Here is a 15,876-nt window from a genome sequence, read left to right as displayed (position 1 = left end):
CGACCTAATCTGAAGAACTTCGCAACAACCGCAAAGCATTCAAGGTCACCAATACCGTTGCTCCTGTATCAGCCAGCACAGCCATCCACAGTCCTGTCATCCCAAATAACGTCGTCATCAAAAAGATGCCCTTGAGACCTAGCGCCAGCGCGACATTTTGGTGAATGTTCAACATGGTCTGGCGTCCGCGACGAATCAATGCTGGTAAGTCCTGTAGTCTGTTTTGCATCAAGGCAATATCAGCAGCCTCCAAGGCAACGTCAGTACCACCACCCATTGCGATACCAACATCAGCAACTTTGAGGGCAGGCGCATCGTTGATACCATCGCCAACCATCACAACGGTACCTTTACCCCCTAACGCATCAATTTCCCTGAGCTTATCCTGAGGCATAAGACCTGCCTTCACAGCAAGTCCCAACTCACGGCCTAAAGCCTTGCCTGTTTTCGGGTTATCCCCGGTGAGCATAACCGTTTCAATACCCAATTCCTGCAACTGGTTCAGAGTATCTTTGGCCTCTTCACGCGGCTCATCACGTAATGCCAGAACCCCAGCAAGAGCATTATCAATTGTAACAACAACAACCGTTTTACCCTGTTCCAGAAGACCCTGAACCTGATTATAAAGATTTGCATCATCTGAGAGTTCATCAGCAAAATAATCTGTAGATCCAACAGCGACTCTACGTCCCCCAACACTACCCAATGCAGCCTTTCCAGTGATGGACTGGGCATCAGACACAGCGGGAATATTAACCTCTTGGTCTTCAGCATAACGAACAACCGCTTCTGCCAAGGGGTGGCCAGACCCTCTCTCCACTGCCGCTGCTAGACGAACCATCTCTAGGACATCACCCTGTGCCATAACATCAGTTACCTGTGGTTTGCCTTTGGTCAAGGTACCCGTTTTATCAAAAGCCATGGTCTTGGCCCGGGACAATAGCTCCAACGCTGCGCCGCCCTTAATCAACAACCCACACCGCGCCGAAGCGGCTAGGGATGAAGTCACCGCCGCCGGGACAGAAATAACCAAGGCACAAGGGCAGGAGATAATGAGCAACGTCAGCGCTTTATAAATCCAGGCTTCCCAAGCCCCGTTGAAAAAGAGTGGAGGAATCACAGCCACCAATAGCGCAACAATCATCATTGCTGGCGTGTACCAAGCTGAAAAACGATCAATAAAGCGCGCAACCGGGGCTTTGTGTTCTTCTGATTCTTCGATCAATCTGATAATACGGTCCAACGTGTTATCACCAGCTTCCGATGTCACACGAAAGGTTGTAAGCTTTTCAAGAACAAGGGACCCTGCCTGAGCAGCATCATTAATGTCTCTATTCCGGGGGATAGATTCACCTGTCAAAGCAGACTCATCCAATATAGCCATATTATTGAGAACAATTCCGTCGGCAGGTAATCTCTCACCCGGACGGACTTCAATCACATCACCAACGGATAAGTCCTCAACACGGACTTCCTGACTATGGCTGCCCTGAACCAGACGGGCGACTTTAGGCTGTAAATCAAGAAGCAGGGTCACACCTTCGCGCGCTTTATTTGCTGCCCGCTGTTCCAGAGCTTCACCGATCAAAAAAAGGAACAGAACCATAGAGGCCTCAAGGGCCTCACCCAAAAACAAAGCGCCAACCGCGGCAACTGTCATTAAGGTCTGAATACCAAAATACTGACCAAAACGGATAGATCTTAACGTATTGAAAAAAATTGGAACTAAACCGACCAAAGCCGCGGCGCTATAATAAACGCGTGCATTTGTCGGGTTAAACTGAGCCAACACCACCGCAATTAAAAGAGCAGCGCCCGCCATAAGCATCTTACCAGTACTTCCGCTTAAGAATACCTTTAGCTTATTATTAAGATGACTACCAATATCGCCGGCATCAACATCACGGGCAGGAGTTGCTGTCGATGCTTGGCTCTGAGCCTGTGAAGAGGAACAGCAATTTGAGCTTCTTTTGACCTTACCCACACCACCATCTATGACTTCATTCAGGCCAAAGCCCAAGCCTGTGACAACCTTCTGTATGTCATCTTGCGTAACTTCACTTGGATTATAATCCGTGTTTAGGCGCTCACGCGCAAAAGAAATTCGCGCGGCATGAATTCCGGGCAATCTGTCGACAGCTTTTTCAATAGATTTTGCGCAACTTGGGCAATCCATACCACTAATTGTCCAAGACATATGATGATGCAGACCTTTAATGTCCGCTATGATTGCGATAATCGCATCCCTAATATCATCACGACCAACCCAAGATACCGCTTTACGAGAAACTTCATAAGAAGACAGGCCGGGTAAAGCTTCAAGCTTTTTACCAATACGATCCCGACAATCCCCGCAGCTTTCCGCTTCAGGCATATGATCGATAAACAGAATTGTTTGTGTCATAACAAATCCACACATGAATAATAATTCATATGAAAATATATTCATGTGTGGATTAAGTCAAGAGTGGAGGGAAAATTTTAATTCAAACGCTGTAGAGGCCTATTTTACCAACCACCGCCACCGCCACCACCGCCGCCGCCGCCAGAGGACCCACCACCACTTGATGAACTACTGGACGAAGAACTCGGCGGACTTGAAGCAGATGAAATCGTATGCCCGATACCGCTTGTCAAACTGCTGGCGATAGAACTTGAACTCCGTGAAAAAGAGTCTCCGCTATACCAACGCGGCTTATAGTCCATCGGAACTTGATTCATGACTGTGAGATAACTTTGTAATCTTTGCGACCATTGATCTTCGACCCCGAGAGCCATTGCAAAAGGCAGATGTTGTTCAAACACATGCTCGTTAAAATCAGGTTCAGGACCAATTGCTTCTAATCGTTCGCCTTCGGCTACAGACAAATACAGTTTATAACCTTCCAATTGATCGAGGATTTTCCGCCCCTTTATACTTGGAGCCTCCATCAAATAGCTAAAAACCAGGGTGACAGTAACGATCAGAAGAATAACGCTATAGTTTTCAGCGGAAAAAGCCTGTTCTGTAATTAATTCACCTACAGACAAGGAACAGTAGGGAATCACCAAAAAAATTGTAAGTGGCAATAGCGCAGCAAGATTTTTTGGCAATCCTGATTTCATCATTTTATAGGACAAAACCCTGCAAAGAGGTGGTAAAATAACGCCGGAAAAAATACCAAAAAATGCCATAAAAAAGAGCGCAGGGACAATAAGATCTCCTCCGGCATAAGCCAGTGACAAAATAATACCACTAAGCCCGAGCAAAAATCCAATAAGCCATTTCCCCGTGTTTGCCGCAAAATAGCCCGATCCATATTCATCGCTTACCGCTTCTTTAAAAAAATCCACTACAGAAGCAAATCTCGAGTCATATTTTTGTTTCAGTTTATATTCATCTTCAGGATCTGGTAGTAATCGATCAATAATCGTCCACTCACCACGGGGCAAACTATCCAGATCTCTTTTAGCTGTTCTCTTCAGGGAATAGTCACTTTTGCTTTGGTCAATCGTAATGTACCCCTTTGTAGCAAGACTTGTTAAGGCAACGACAAAGGCTGTATTTTCACTATACCCCTTTCGAAAACCCAAATTACTCAGATAGCCAGCAGCTGCAGGAGAAAGATTTTTTGGACCGTCAAAAAGCGGAATGACAATACCTGCAGCAGGGTCACGACCTGCATAAAACCAGACAACAGAATAATACACTGTAATAATGACAAGCGTCACTAGGCCGATCAAAAAACTAGCGTTAATTTCCAGATAATATTGCATCTGTTCGTAACTATCGGGCACAGAAACAAACCCGGTTGGCCACCCAATCGCAATTGTTAAACCTTCACTGGCAGATAAAGTGCGGGTTGTTGCAAATGACACTCCATTGGTCGATTGATAATCTTCACCATCATCCCCGAAATAGCCTGTATACCCAATTGATTGTAAAACTTCCGCACCGTTAGGCAGATAAACATTGGCAACAACCTTATCAATTGGGAAATCCCAACCATTACCAGTTACGCTCCAATAAAGCTCATCCATTGTGTCCAGATGTGTAAGCTGACGGTCCGTTATATAGGTGATTTCATAGGTGTATTCACCAACAGGCAGAAAATAATCGGATCGCCCCATATAAATACGCACACCATTACTTAAATCTTCGGTATGATAGGATTCATTCTGACCATCCCGTTTGACAGATAGAAGGTTAAAACCAACGGCATAGCGTCTTCCCTGAATCTCGTATTTTGTGGGAAACTCTCTATAGATACCCCGTCTGATATTCTGCCCTTCCGCACGAACAGTGATCGTTTCGGTCACCTTTAAGCTACTGTCTTCGCGAACAACAATGTCAGAAACAAACAGCTTTATTCTCTCATCCGCAAACACAAAAGAAGGCGCAAAGGTAATCAGAACACCAAATAGAAGATTAATGAAATTCCACTTACGAAAGATCTGATAGTTCATAGTTGTACTCCTGGTGCCTGCCGATCATCTGGATTTTCCAGTTGAAAGTATTCTGCGCGGGTAAAATGAAACTGTTTTGCGATTAAATTACTTGGAAAACTCTCGACAGAAACATTCATCAAACGTACTGCGCCGTTATAATAGCGGCGCGCCATCTCGATATCATTTTCAACTTCTGTCAGCGTGGACTGAAGATCGCGAAAGCTACCGTCCGCTTTTAAATCCGGATAGTTCTCTGCTACCAGAAGCAACCTTGTCAGAGCAGAGGTAAGACCTCCTTCGACCTTTCCTCGTTGATCAACACCACTTCCAGTAGAACTTACACACTGCGCTCTTAATTCCGTGACTTCGGTCAGTGTCGATTTTTCGTGCGCAGCATACCCCTTTACCACCTTAACTAGATTGGGAATCAAATTGCTCCGTTTCTTCAACTGCACATCAATACCGCTCCAACCTTCAGAAACTTGCTGACGGTATTTCACCAGGCGGTTATAGGCAAAAATACCCCACAGAATTACGAGGGCAGGAATGCCAATTACAAGAACGGAAAAAAGAACTGAAGAGGGCATATACAATCCGTAATAGAATTAAATCTGCCCTACTATACAGTGCGTGCGAAAAGCTGCTAGCGAGTATTTTGTATCAATTGTTGCAGAATAGTTTCTGTCGTCTGGTTTTAATCGTGAACTTCCAAAACATGATGCGCCATATCAGCAATGACATGGCGAATATGATCATCGGCTAGTTCATAGTGAACCTGACGTCCTACCTTTTTAGACACCAGTATACGCGCATCTCTGAGATGACGTAGATTATGGCTGGTCAAGGACTGGGATTGCCCCGTCGCCTCTGAAAGTTCACTCACGGAACAAGGGTTCTGAAAACAGCACAAGCAAAGCCGCAAGCGACCTTCATCACCCAATGTCTTGAAGATATTACTCAGGCTTTCAACGCCCTTGTGCTCAAGTTCAGGGAGCCCCTGACAGCAACCGTCTTTTTCTGACGCCGAGGACCCTACAGGCTGACAATTTTGGTGATCTTCAATAGCCAAAGCTCTACTTTCAATGATCTTTAGACAACAGCACGACTTATGTATCAGTTTACCAAAGGCGTAAAACTCGCCGGGGCCGGATCAACAACATTGATCAGATCACGTTCCAGCGACAAGATCGCCAAACCGCGTTCACTCCGTCCATCCGCATGGAGACGGAAAACACCATCAAGACCAGCAAAACCTTGTGAATTGGTTAAGAGACTCTTGGAATAATTCACAGCCGTAGACTGGCTTTCCGCCTGACGGGCTATAACAGCAGCCAGAGCAACAGAATCATAAGCAAGCGTCACAATACGTGGTGGCGTCTTACCATAAAGTACCTTGTAACGATCTTTAAAGTTCTCCCAATGCACTGGCGAAGGTGCCGCATACCAACTACCAACCAAGGCTGGCTCACGACCAAGTTTTGGATTATCCCAAAGCGCCGTACCAAGATACTTTACCTGATTGGGATCAACATCGTAGTAGTTGAGCAACGGCGCAATCGTTAGCAACTGTTTGCCACCCGTCGGAATAATAATAGCCTCATAATTAGGTGGGTTAAGGGTATCTCGCCCCCGCAATCGGGCTAACGCTCTTCGTGAAGCCGCATCGCCCCGAGACTTTAAGGTCGCCCGATGAGCTAAAAGAGACTGATGACGCGCATTGTAATTGGCAATGGTTTTTACTTTATCTTCCAAATCAGGATCTGACGGATTGAAAAACCCTAGTCGAGTCAATTCGACACCAGATCCATAAGATTGGATTTGCAGTGCGCTGACAATACGACGCCCATAGTCGTTATCAGGGGCAAAAACAGCAACACGGCGAATTCCCTGGGCCGCTGCATAGTCAACAACACGCCTGATCTGCTCTTCCGGTGTCAGTCCCAGAACATAGATACCATCACCAGCAACGGCCTGATCGTTCGAAAAAGAAATTACATTGATACCAGCTTGGCGGGCGAGGGGTGTTATTGCTGAGACAGATGTTGCAAATAACGGTCCGATCACCAGATCAACCTGTTCAGTAACTAGTGATTCCATCGCTGTGCGGGCACCTGTTGGTGTTCCTGCCGTATCGCGCACCACAAGGTCGAATTTTTCACCAGATACATCAAACAAGGCAAGCTGTGCCGCATTCAACAGGGATTCTCCAATGGCTTTGTGGCGGCCGCTCAGAGGTAACAAAAATCCGACTTTCGTTCTTCTTTCGCTAATCACAACAGTTTCTGTCGTCTCTAGATCTGCGAAAGGTTCTACCTCTTCAATTAATTCAGGCTCCGTAATTTCCAAATCTGTCGCATTTTGTGTAGATTCTGACTGATTTTCTTGCAATTCAGGGGTTTCTGCCGTTGCGTCAGGCCCCTTTTTCATGGTTGTCTGACATCCAGAGATTAGAATAGAAAGCAAGATGATCGCGGGCAGGGATACAAGCCTTCGGCTAATGCCAATGCCTTTTACAACAAAGAAAGTCGCCAACGTTGAGCTCAAAACAGTCATCCTCTCAAAATCATCCTGCCACAAAATCAGACGGGACCAATAAAACACTAACCGAGGAACAAGCCAACAGTCGACCTGCCCTGAGTAGCGATAAACCTGAACCAGCACTTTACCTCGTTGCCACCCCAATCGGCAACATGGGGGATATTACGGACCGCGCAAAAAAAATTCTGGCCGCCGCTGATCTTATCGCCTGTGAAGACACACGTGTCACCAAAAAGCTTGCTCAGGCTTTTGGTTTTACAGCCCCTCTGGTGGCCTACCACGAACACAACGCAGATAAAGTAAGACCCAAGCTTATTGAAAAGGTAAAAAAAGGCAATGTCGTGGCCTTGGTTTCCGATGCAGGAACACCGCTCATATCTGATCCCGGATACAAGCTCGCGAACAGTGCCTACGAAGAAGGTATTGCCTTAACCTCTATCCCCGGCGCTTCAGCTCCTATAAATGCTCTTATTTTATCCGGTTTACCCACTGATCGCTTCTTTTTTAATGGCTTTCTACCCAATAAAACTGGCGCCCGATCTAAAGCACTGAAAGAGCTTACAACCATTCCTTCCACTTTGATTTTTTTCGAATCTACCCACCGACTGGCAGGATCTTTGGCAGACATGTACAGCGTCCTTGGCAATCGCCCGGCTGCTGTAACCCGGGAGTTAACGAAAAAATTTGAAGAAGTACGCCGAGGAAATCTCAAAGAGCTGACAGAACACTATGCGGAAGCCGGTAATCCCAAAGGTGAGATTGTCATTGTTGTCGGACAGGCGAGCAAAAACGATGATGAACTTACTGAACAGGATCTCGATGACCAGATCAGAAGCGCATTGGAAGATAATTCCTTGAGAGATGCTGCCGCACTGGTCAGCACAGCCACAGGCCTACCCAAAAAGAAGGTCTATCAACGCGCACTGGAACTTTCAAAAGACACCTGAATGCTTGCCTCTTCTCCTAAGAAATCAAAAAGAAACAGCTATACCACAGGTCGTTATGCAGAAGCATTGTCTGCTTTGTATTTACGGTGCAAGGGCTATAAAATTCTTGATAAAAATTACAAAACGAGAGTTGGCGAAATCGATCTAATCGCGAAGAGAAAGAGCCTGATTTGTTTCATCGAAGTTAAGAAAAGACAGAATATAGAGGCTGCTTCACAGGCAATTAATTTTGCACAACAAAAGCGTATCATTCATGCTGCAGAATATTTTTTGAAGCAAAACCCCCAATATCTGGAATTTGATCAAAGATTTGATGCTGTTCTTATTGGCGCCACAGTTTTCCCCTATCACATTAAAAATGCGTGGCAAGTTAACTAATCAAATCGTAATAATGACATAGACAATAATTACAGATCTCAGAGTTTAAGATCAGGTTATAAACAGGAGTAATTTCACCATGACCAAGGTGGGGATGGTATTTAAAAACATCACAAGAAATCAAGATGGTGCCCTATCAACGCTCAGAATAGTTGCTATCTTAGCCGGTATGGCTATCCTCAGCGGGTGTAGCGCAACTGGCGCGGCTATTGGTGCCGGTGCTGTTGCTGCGAACACAGCTGCCCAAGAGAGACCTTTTCAAAAGGCGGTAACCGATGTTCAGATTAAGCTCGAAATTAATGATCTTTTTTTAAGAGAAAATATTTCTATTTTCCGGAAAGTGAACATTCAGGTCAACGAAGGTAAAGTTTTGCTCAGCGGTAATGTCGAATTGCCCGAACACCGTATCATCGCTGTCCGTGAGGCCTGGAAAGCAACAGGTGTTCGCGAAGTCATTAATGAAATCGAAGTCAACAATGACAGCGGGATTACTGACTATGCGAGAGATGTCTGGATTAATACCCAGCTTAAAGCCGTCATTTTGTTCGACAAAGAAATTACCTCAATCAACTACAATATCGATACTGTTAATCAGAGTGTTTATTTACTTGGTATTGCCCAAAACCAGCAGGAAATTAATCGTGTCATTGCCCATGCAAAAGACATTGATTACGTCAAACGCGTTGTCAGCTATGTCACGCTAAAAGACGATCCCGCAAGAACGCAATAACCCTGTTCAAATGACCATAAGCGGCGGTAATATTAATCTTTATCGCCGCAATTAAATTATAAAGCCCAATGTTACATCGAACATCGCTATCACACACTGATATAAACCATCATTTAAAAGGTGTTGGCCACGCAAATGACGATGATATTTCCTTGTCTGAAACCGCTCTTTTAATTGCAGCGCAAGATCAGAAAACCAGTTCTATTGATCGCTACAAGGATCACTTGGATCGTTTAGTTCAAGATACAAAAAACCTTTTAAAACCAATTACACATAATAGAAAAATACTTGAGTTAAACGATATTCTTAGCGCAATTGAAACTGTTCTTTATGATGTCCATGGTTACGAAGGTGATACAGAAACTTACGACAATCTTGAGAATGCAAACCTTATTGCCGTAATTGAAAGACGCAAAGGTCTGCCAATTGTCTTAGGCATTCTTTACCTTCACATCATTCAATCACTAAGCTCTGAACAATCTCTTTTTGCTGCCGGATTAAATTTCCCCGGGCATTTCCTTATCCGTATTTCATATGGAAAAGAGCACGTCATTGTTGATCCCTTTGATCGCGGACAAGTGCGCGAAACTCCCTGGCTTCGCGCTATCCTGAAAGGCTTCATGAGCGACCAGGCTGAGCTGCGGACAGAATTTACGCAATCCGTCAGCAACCGAAATATCCTCTTACGGCTCCAGAATAATATTAAAGTACGATTGATTGAATCTGAAGAGCCAGAAAAAGCACTAGAAGTCTTGGAAAAAATGCTTCTCATCGCCCCCAATGAACCTGCGATATGGTTCGAAGCTGGCACGCTTCAAGCCTATTTAAATAACATTCTTGCTGCAATTGAAACTCTGGAACACTATCTACTAATCGAACAAGACCATAGAGGTCTTATGGAAGCATCTCAAATGCTCCAAAAACTGAAAGCACAATTGAACTGATCTACTAGGGAATATGATCTCATGACACTCTCCGTTGCCATCCAGATGGATCCAGTATCAACCATTGATATCAATGGCGACAGCTCTTTCATATTAGGTCTCGAGGCTCAAAACCGCGGCTACAAACTATACCATTATCTGCCCAAAGATCTTTCAATGAAAGGATCACAGGTATATGCCAAGTGCCGCCCTGTAGAGTTTCGACATGAACAGGGAAATCATGCAACCCTAGGAGAAGCGCAAACCATCGATCTCAAAACGATTGATGTCATTCTCATGCGACAGGATCCGCCTTTTGACATGTCCTATATTACAGCAACGCATTTGTTGGATCATGTCCACCCCCAGACACTCGTTGTGAACGATCCAAGCTGGGTTAGAAATTGCCCGGAAAAACTCTTCATCGCTGAATTTCCAGAACTCATGCCCCCAACTTTGATCACAAATGATCTGGACGAAATCAAATCCTTCCGTGCTGAGCACAAGGACATCATTGTAAAGCCGCTCTACGGAAACGGCGGCGCAGGGGTTTTCCATATCAAGCCAGATGATGAAAACCTGAATTCCGTTTTTGAATTATTTGAACAACACTATCGCGAACCCATAATCGCACAGCTCTACCTGCCGGATGTCCGCAAAGGGGACAAACGCATCATCCTAATCGACGGAGAACCCGCAGGTGCCATTAACCGTGTGCCGGCAGAAGGCGAAGCAAGATCCAATATGCACGTCGGCGGACGCCCGGACCCAATCGGCCTGACAGAACGGGATCATGAAATCTGTGCCGCGATTAGACCAACGCTAAAAGAACGTGGCCTTATCTTTGTTGGCATTGATGTCATCGGTGATTACATGACAGAAATCAACGTCACATCCCCAACAGGTATTCAGGAAATCAATCGCTTTAACGGCGTGTCGCTCGAATCTGACATCTGGGATTCAATTGAAAAAAAATTGAAGGATTAAACCAAAATCAATCAAACATACCCATAGCAACCCTAAAAATGTTATGGGTATGTTATTGAACTTTACAGTTTACTTCCGATCTGCAGCGACAGCATTTAACAATCTGCAAAAATTTGACAAGGAGGCGACACTCTATCGTTCTTGCGAACCCATAAGGTCAATATTATAAGCTCTATTTAGTCACAAATTCATCATAGGATTCTTCATGTCTCAGCAAATTCCGATTTTCATTATAAATCTTGAAAGATCTGCCGAGAGAAGAAAAAAAATCAAAGAGCAATTTAATTCAATCGAATTGAATTATGAGTTCTACAAAGCTATTGACGGAAGAGAACTTGATTCAAAAAATATACCAAACTATGCACATGCCTATCGGTTAAAAGAATTTGGCAAAGATATGACTCCTAATGAGATTGGGTGCTATCTAAGCCATTTCACACTGTTTGAACGCATCTTAAATGAAGGGCATGAAATGGCCTTAATTATTGAAGATGATGTCAATATTACATCAGAACTACCGGATATTTTGAATAATCTAAAGACCGTCAAAACACCCTGGGACATGATACGCCTAGCAACTTCCCGTGACCGCAAGTTTGAAATTTTAGAACCAATTACCGAGATAACCAACTTGGTCAACCTCAAAGGCAATGCCTGCGGAGCCGTTGGGTATGTTTTAAATCGCTCTGGTGCAGAAAAACTCTGTAATTATTGTAAAACTATTATTCACCCAATAGATATTGCAATGGATCGGATTTGGGAAAACAAGTTACAAATACGAGCCGTTTTTCCCTTCCCAATTGTGCATGACAATAATGTTCAATCGGATATTAGAACCGATAGTCCCCCAATTGAAGCACCTCAAAAAACAATACACAAACTTCGGCGAAAACGGAGAAAGATTGTTGACGGCATCAACAAAAGATTGTGGGAACTAAAAAGCCATTAAACAAGGTATCAAACCCTTCGCAATTAGCGAAAGTGGCTGTTGTCAGATATCCTGTAAAGGTTAAGCACTTTCTTTGAAGACGATTTATATATCATAGAAAAAGCAATACAGGAGACCACGCGTGACTCTATCCCCGTTAAATATTGCTCTCTGGGCTATTAATCTGGAAACATCTCTGAAGTCATTATCTGATTGGATTGAAATGACCAGTTACAGGATGGAACAAGCCAAAGAGCAGGGGGCAGAACTGTTGCTCATGCCAGAATATGTCTCGGAACAATGGATGTCTTTTGCTCCTGCAGGTATCGGCCCCGACGAAGAAATTCCCTGGATGGCAACGCAAGCCGCGGAAGCTATTGACCAGCTAAAAGTTTTGGCGATAAATCATGATATCGGGTTACTGGCCGGAACCTTCCCTGTCGGTATTGATACCAAAGATGAAGTTTCTGATTCTCCCGTCAATGATAACAGCGGTTATTACAACAGGGCGCACCTGTTTTTGCCTGATGGTCGATATATCACTCAGGATAAGCTTTGTCTGACACCCAACGAACAAGACCCACAGGCTTGGTGTCTAACACCTGGCAATAAGGTCAAAATCTTTACATGGCGGAGCCTGCGGATTGCGATACTGATTTGTCTGGATGTGGAAATGCCCGCTTTATCATCTTTAATCGCCGATCACGATATTGATTTGATTCTTGTTCCATCAATGACATCAAAACTGGCGGGCTATAATCGCGTTTTTGGTTGTGCCAAAGCCAGGGCTATAGAACTACAGGCCGCAGTTGCCGCTGTCGGCCCAATCGGCGCAACAGACTTTTTTGGCAAAAAACGTCAAAATCAAACCTCTGCCGCAGCAGTATACATTCCCTGTGAAGAAAGCCTTGGACATATTGGGGTCGCGACAGAAATTTCACCAACAGATACCACTGTCGGGCAAGGACCTTTGATTGTTGCCAAAGATATCCCCTTTGAAGAAATTCGCCGACTGCGAAACGGCTCTGCAGAAGTATGGCCAGGTGCCTGGAAAGCTGATCACGTGGTTGTGGAAGACGACTAGAGATGCAATTATGCCCTAGGCCCAATAGTATACTTGCTCTCGATATGTGTTCCACACATACCCCACAGAACAGGCACGACACAGATTAGATATTTTCTAAAGTAAATAAATTTGTTAGAAGCGCGCCAGAATTAATACATCAATAGACAATGGCGGCTTTCCCATGGGGCAAAGATCGCCTTAATTTGGCATAGGATAATTTCTGAGGATAATTCCTGGGAATAATTCCTGTGGCCATAGAGAGATCCGATCGGATACCAGATGAAAGCCTACAATTTTTGCGACCCGAAAAATATCAAAGCTGATGTTCTCTCGGGACTAACCGTTGCTCTTGCCCTTGTACCAGAAGCTGTCGCCTTTGCCTTCGTGGCCCAGGTTGACCCTTTGGTTGGTCTCTATGCCGCCTTTATTGTTGGCTTGATTACCTCATTAATCGGCGGACGCCCCGGTATGATTTCCGGCGCAACAGGTGCTTTGGCCGTTGTCATGGTCGCCCTTGTTGTCGCACATGGGGTAGAGTACCTCTTTGCCACTGTGGTTCTGATGGGAATTTTGCAGATCCTTGCCGGTGTTTTTAGACTTGGAAAGTTCATACGTCTGGTTCCTCATCCCGTCATGCTTGGTTTTGTAAACGGTTTGGCGATTGTTATTTTTCTCGCACAACTGTCTCAGTTCAAAATTAACCCAACAGACCCAAATAGCGAATGGCTAAGCGGTGCAACGCTTTATATCATGCTAGGTCTTGTTGCCCTGACAATGGCGATTAGTTATCTCTTGCCGAAGGTTACAAATCTGATCCCTGCGCCCTTGGCTGCCATTGCTGTTGTCACGGCCGTAGTTATTGGCTTCGGGCTTGATATTCCAACTGTTGGTAATATGGCTTCTATTGCGGGTGGTCTACCAGAGTTTCATATTCCAAGCGTTCCTTTCACACTTGAGACACTCTATATCATTTTCCCATACTCGCTTATCCTCGCGGCTATTGGCCTGATTGAATCATTACTGACCCTGACCCTGATTGATGAAATCACCGAAACCAAAGGCCGTACATCGCAAGAATGTATGGGGCAGGGCATTGCAAACCTTGTGACCGGTTTCTTTGGTGGTATGGGCGGCTGTGCTATGATCGGCCAATCCATGATCAACATTAAATCAGGCGGTAAAGCACGGCTTTCTGGTGTTGCAGCTGCGATCTTTCTCTTGATTTTCATCCTCTTTGCCTCAGATCTTATCGAACTTATCCCGCTTGCCGCGCTGGTCGGTGTGATGTTTATGGTCGTGATCGGCACATTTGAATGGTCAAGCTTCCGCATTCTGCACCGCATTCCCAAAACAGATGCCTTTGTCCTGATTTTGGTTTCCGGTGTCACAGTATACAGCGACCTTGCCATTGCCGTTGTGGTCGGCGTGCTCGTCTCCTCACTTGTTTTTGCCTGGAACTCTGCCAAACACATCTATGCACGTGTTGGTACAACAGAAGACGGCAAAACAACTGTCTATGAGGTTTCTGGTCCGCTGTTCTTTGGATCAATCAGCTCTTTCAGAGATCTCTTTAACCCGGCCGATGATGCTGATGATGTAGTTGTAGATTTCCGCAACGCCCGAGTTTGGGATCATTCTGGTTTGGAAGCAATCGATGGCTTGGCTGAACGCTATACCCGCAGAGGAAAAACACTGCACCTTCGTCACCTGAGCCCTGACTGTCGTCATCTCCTTGAAAAATCAGTCAGCATGGTCGAAGAAGATAAAGAGGGCGATCCACATTACGGAGTTTTTGTCGATTACAACAAAATGTACCATGAAGACGATGAAATCGCTGATAAGCCTCAAAAAGCTTAAACTTAGATTACTATGATCTGACTACTAGCAAAGAGGGCTTCGGCCCTCTTTTTTTATACTTTCGTGTTTGAGAATTAATTGTCAGAATATTATTCATAATCTTTAAAAAACTATCTCTCTAAAAATGCGAAAATCGATAGAAACTCTATCAGGAAAGATATGTCACCAGATAATACAGATGACATTTTAAAATTCTCCAAGCTGGTTACGGCGGGTCTCACAGTTCTCTTTTTCATTCTGACCTATTTGACACTTAAAAGTAATGTAAACAGCTCCCCCTGGTTAACACGATACCTATTACAATGTTTATCTCTCAGTACATTGCTTATTCTTGTTTTCAGGTTGTTGCCGCTTTTTGATAATCCGGGCTTTAAAAGCACTCTGCTCATCATATTCTGGAGCTGGTTTGTCATATTAGTCATTCATTTTATCTATATGGATAGGCCAGAAGTCATTTCCCTGTTCGCAAATATTCAGGCCTATTTTGGCCTTCAGGCTTTATTGATTTGCGCCTTACTCTACCTCCTTGTGTTATCCATTCCTTTTGTTCCAGGGGTTGAAATCGGCCTACTTATTATGGCCGCTTTTGGCAAAGAGGGAGTCCTTGTCGTTTATCTGGCCACATTGGGCGGACTAAGCCTGTCATTTCTTGTTGGTCATTATTTTCCTCAATTCTGGTCCACAGAGAAACTGCAAAAACTCACCACACTGACCAACCAGAAAACCGCCCTCAATTCATTGACGGAAATGCCCAGACCCCTTGTTTTTTTATTCACATTATTGCCCTGGGTCATAAAGTATCGATACTTGACACTTGCTCTTCTTATAAATCTTCCCGGAAATGCTATTTTTGGCGGAGGTGGTGGAATTGCCTTTATCAGTGGCGCCAGCAAGAAGCTTATTTTTATAAAATTCTTTATGACTTTGAGCCTTGCGACCCTCCCAGTTCCTCTTCTGATATACTTTGGATTACTTGAGCTCGAAAAAATATCTCCTTAGATCTCTCAATCAGTAAGATTGACAAAGTGATGAAAACAGAAGATTTTTATCAACTAGTTCTTTTTTTGTTCTTGCGTTAATTCCTTTCGTCTTCT

General features: G+C 44.5%; 14 protein-coding genes. 9 read left to right on the top strand and 5 right to left on the bottom strand.

From position 1 onward, the window contains the following. Positions 1 to 4: 4 nt before the first annotated feature. The 5 genes from WH96_RS10680 to WH96_RS10660 all read right to left on the bottom strand — a co-directional run bounded on the left by WH96_RS10680 (position 5) and on the right by WH96_RS10660 (position 6,972). Positions 5 to 2,404 carry a heavy metal translocating P-type ATPase gene (locus tag WH96_RS10680; protein WP_218045034.1) on the bottom strand — a complete coding sequence of 800 codons (2,400 nt, stop codon included), beginning with the start codon at positions 2,402 to 2,404 and terminating at the stop codon, positions 5 to 7. 104 nt (positions 2,405 to 2,508) lie between these two features. After that, positions 2,509 to 4,446, bottom strand: a complete 1,938-nt coding sequence (locus tag WH96_RS10675; protein ID WP_047764116.1) for a DUF2207 domain-containing protein — start codon at positions 4,444 to 4,446, stop codon at positions 2,509 to 2,511. Beyond that, on the bottom strand, positions 4,443 to 5,015 hold the full coding sequence (locus tag WH96_RS10670; protein ID WP_047764115.1) for a LemA family protein: 573 nt from the start codon (positions 5,013 to 5,015) through the stop codon (positions 4,443 to 4,445). The genes WH96_RS10675 and WH96_RS10670 overlap by 4 nt, the downstream gene beginning before the upstream one ends. A 107-nt stretch (positions 5,016 to 5,122) precedes the next feature. Then, positions 5,123 to 5,497, bottom strand: a complete 375-nt coding sequence (locus WH96_RS10665) for an ArsR/SmtB family transcription factor (RefSeq protein WP_204248172.1) — start codon at positions 5,495 to 5,497, stop codon at positions 5,123 to 5,125. A 44-nt stretch (positions 5,498 to 5,541) separates the two neighbouring features. Further along, positions 5,542 to 6,972, bottom strand: coding sequence for a penicillin-binding protein activator (locus WH96_RS10660; protein WP_162200145.1), 1,431 nt, complete (start codon positions 6,970 to 6,972; stop codon positions 5,542 to 5,544). Here WH96_RS10660 and rsmI point away from each other — a divergent pair. The 9 genes from rsmI (at position 6,963) to WH96_RS21340 (ending at position 15,781) form a co-directional block, all read left to right on the top strand. After that, the gene (gene rsmI / locus WH96_RS10655) at positions 6,963 to 7,913 is read left to right on the top strand and encodes a 16S rRNA (cytidine(1402)-2'-O)-methyltransferase (RefSeq protein WP_082130426.1); all 951 of its coding nucleotides are present in this window, start codon (positions 6,963 to 6,965) and stop codon (positions 7,911 to 7,913) included. The two genes, WH96_RS10660 and rsmI, sit on opposite strands and share 10 nt — an antisense overlap. Next, on the top strand, positions 7,914 to 8,291 hold the full coding sequence (locus tag WH96_RS10650; RefSeq protein WP_047764114.1) for a YraN family protein: 378 nt from the start codon (positions 7,914 to 7,916) through the stop codon (positions 8,289 to 8,291). A gap of 79 nt (positions 8,292 to 8,370) precedes the next feature. After that, on the top strand, positions 8,371 to 9,021 hold the full coding sequence (locus tag WH96_RS10645; protein WP_053005837.1) for a BON domain-containing protein: 651 nt from the start codon (positions 8,371 to 8,373) through the stop codon (positions 9,019 to 9,021). Positions 9,022 to 9,173: 152 nt separating this feature from the next. Next, a complete protein-coding gene (locus WH96_RS10640) occupies positions 9,174 to 9,965 on the top strand; it encodes a SirB1 family protein (protein WP_162200144.1) in 792 nt (263 codons plus the stop codon). Between the two features lie 21 nt (positions 9,966 to 9,986). Next, positions 9,987 to 10,931, top strand: coding sequence for a glutathione synthase (gene gshB, locus WH96_RS10635; RefSeq protein ID WP_047764112.1), 945 nt, complete (start codon positions 9,987 to 9,989; stop codon positions 10,929 to 10,931). A gap of 205 nt (positions 10,932 to 11,136) precedes the next feature. Continuing rightward, positions 11,137 to 11,880: a glycosyltransferase family 25 protein gene (locus tag WH96_RS10630; protein ID WP_047764111.1), complete on the top strand. Its 744-nt coding sequence runs from the start codon at positions 11,137 to 11,139 to the stop codon at positions 11,878 to 11,880. Positions 11,881 to 12,001: 121 nt separating this feature from the next. Further along, on the top strand, positions 12,002 to 12,943 hold the full coding sequence (locus WH96_RS10625; RefSeq protein WP_047764110.1) for a nitrilase-related carbon-nitrogen hydrolase: 942 nt from the start codon (positions 12,002 to 12,004) through the stop codon (positions 12,941 to 12,943). Between the two features lie 261 nt (positions 12,944 to 13,204). Further along, a complete protein-coding gene (locus WH96_RS10620; RefSeq protein ID WP_047764109.1) occupies positions 13,205 to 14,782 on the top strand; it encodes a SulP family inorganic anion transporter in 1,578 nt (525 codons plus the stop codon). 159 nt (positions 14,783 to 14,941) lie between these two features. Continuing rightward, positions 14,942 to 15,781: a hypothetical protein gene (locus WH96_RS21340; RefSeq protein WP_053005836.1), complete on the top strand. Its 840-nt coding sequence runs from the start codon at positions 14,942 to 14,944 to the stop codon at positions 15,779 to 15,781. Positions 15,782 to 15,876: the final 95 nt, after the last annotated feature.

The organism is Kiloniella spongiae, from assembly GCF_001026905.1.
GTDB lineage: Bacteria > Pseudomonadota > Alphaproteobacteria > Kiloniellales > Kiloniellaceae > Kiloniella > Kiloniella spongiae.
Note: the sequence above shows the minus strand (reverse complement) of the source record. Positions and strands in the feature narration are given on the sequence as shown.

What these genes read in the sequence shown, in the direction of transcription:
- WH96_RS10680 (WP_218045034.1), bottom strand. Translation starts at nt 2,404, where the DNA reads ATGACACAAACAATTCTGTTTATCGATCATATGCCTGAAGCGGAAAGC.
- WH96_RS10675 (WP_047764116.1), bottom strand. Translation starts at nt 4,446, where the DNA reads ATGAACTATCAGATCTTTCGTAAGTGGAATTTCATTAATCTTCTATTT.
- WH96_RS10670 (WP_047764115.1), bottom strand. Translation starts at nt 5,015, where the DNA reads ATGCCCTCTTCAGTTCTTTTTTCCGTTCTTGTAATTGGCATTCCTGCC.
- WH96_RS10650 (WP_047764114.1), top strand. Translation starts at nt 7,914, where the DNA reads ATGCTTGCCTCTTCTCCTAAGAAATCAAAAAGAAACAGCTATACCACA.
- WH96_RS10645 (WP_053005837.1), top strand. Translation starts at nt 8,371, where the DNA reads ATGACCAAGGTGGGGATGGTATTTAAAAACATCACAAGAAATCAAGAT.
- gshB (WP_047764112.1), top strand. Translation starts at nt 9,987, where the DNA reads ATGACACTCTCCGTTGCCATCCAGATGGATCCAGTATCAACCATTGAT.
- WH96_RS10630 (WP_047764111.1), top strand. Translation starts at nt 11,137, where the DNA reads ATGTCTCAGCAAATTCCGATTTTCATTATAAATCTTGAAAGATCTGCC.
- WH96_RS10620 (WP_047764109.1), top strand. Translation starts at nt 13,205, where the DNA reads ATGAAAGCCTACAATTTTTGCGACCCGAAAAATATCAAAGCTGATGTT.
- WH96_RS21340 (WP_053005836.1), top strand. Translation starts at nt 14,942, where the DNA reads ATGTCACCAGATAATACAGATGACATTTTAAAATTCTCCAAGCTGGTT.